Origin of the sequence: Wolbachia pipientis, from assembly GCF_023661085.1 — a bacterium.
Lineage (GTDB): Bacteria > Pseudomonadota > Alphaproteobacteria > Rickettsiales > Anaplasmataceae > Wolbachia.
In genome coordinates, this window is sequence record NZ_JAHDJT010000001.1 from 20,127 (window position 1) to 21,794 (window position 1,668).

Here is a 1,668-nt window from a genome sequence, read left to right on the forward strand (position 1 = left end):
TCTACAATGCTATCACGTTTTTCAGAAAGCGCTTCATATAACAGAAACTCACCATATTTATTTTGTATGTTAGGATTTGCACCATGCTCCAAGAGCTGTTTTACAACACTATCACACCCTCTAGAATACGCTTCGTGCAATGGAAATACACCATCCCCATTGCGTACATTAGGGTCAGCACCATGTTTCAAAAGTAGTTCTACAGCACTATAATGCTTTTGAGAAAGCGCTGCATGCAGTGGAGTGTCACCACATTTATTTCGTACATCGGGATTTGCTTTATGCTCCAAGAGTAGTTCCGCAATGCCGTTATGTCCTTCGTAACACGCTTCATGTAGTGGAGACTTATCATATTTACCTCGTACATCAGGTTCCGCACGATGCTTCAAGAGCAGTTTTACGACTATATCATGTCCCTTATAAGACGCTTCATGTAATGGGAATTCACCGTGTCTATTTTGTATGTTAGGATCAGCACCATATTTTAGGAGCATTTCTGCAGCATTATAATGCTCTCTATAAAACGCTTCATGTAATAGAACATCGCCATATTCATCTCGTATATTAGGATCAACACCTTTTTCCAGGAGCAGTTCTACAATGTCACCATATCCTTGATAACACGCCCAACATAACAGAGATTTACTATCTTCACTTTGTACATTTAGCTCTGCATCTTTTTCCAATAGCAGTTTTGCAATGTTACCATATCCCAAGTGACATGTTTCATATAGGGGAAACCCGACAACTATATCACATATATTGGGATCTGCACCATGTTTCAAAAACAAATTTACAAGATTGAAATTGCCAGAAGAAATAGCAAAAAATAACGGTATACCATTTTCAGAGTGCTTTTCATTAATGTAATCACCAAATCTTTCATATTTATTGCTCTTGAACTTAGAAAAGAGCTTTTCGAGAAATGCTATATCCTGCCTTAAAAGAGCTATATGTAAATAAAACTTTAGATCTTCAGGAGAATTAATCTCATCTAAATTTTCGTCGGTTGGATTTGTAACTTCTTTTGCATCTTTCCCAGTAAAAAATTTATATGCGGCACCTAACTCTTTAAATTTTTCTTCATTTTGCTCTTGCACATCCTCACTTTCACCTAAATCTTTATCAAGATAATATTGACGAGCTAAATATGCTATTGTAATTTCTCCTTCACTGGGATTAAGGCCTAATATCTCTAAAGCTTCTTCTCTGTTCATAATAACTACCCCTTACTAATAGCGAACTATACCTGAGCGTAATACAAAATTTCAAAAAGTAAAGTTTTTTATGTTAAAATGTATCTATTGCACAATCCCATGTGATTAGCTGACGTGGCGCCAACGAGTAGCAAGGCTGAAAAAAAGCAAAAGAAACCCTGGTCGGTGGCTAATTATTTATATTTACTTCAAAATATCGATATCTGTTCAGTTAAGTGGTTTGAAATTAACTCGTGACTTTCTCTTTGAGTTGCACAATTTCAGCTTTAGAAAGGCCAGTAGTTTGAGCTATGATATCAATAGAAACTCCTGCTTTAAGTAGGTTTTTAGCAACTTCAATTTCCCTTTTTTTTCTGCCTCTTTCTTCGCCGATTTGGATGCCTTCTTGTCTACCTCTTTCAGTAGCATCATCAAGTTTTTGAGCTAGGATGCCTTCTTCTTTCCGTAGATC

At 36.5% G+C, this 1,668-nt stretch carries 1 protein-coding gene and 1 pseudogene; both read right to left on the reverse strand.

Features of this window, described 5'->3' with window-relative positions; translation table 11 throughout:
• The coding region (locus DM84_RS00075; RefSeq protein WP_250777319.1) for an ankyrin repeat domain-containing protein at positions 1 to 1,217 on the reverse strand (1,217 nt) is incomplete at its 3' end.
• 226 nt (positions 1,218 to 1,443) lie between these two features.
• Positions 1,444 to 1,668, reverse strand: a pseudogene (locus DM84_RS00080) (Rpn family recombination-promoting nuclease/putative transposase); the annotation flags it as partial.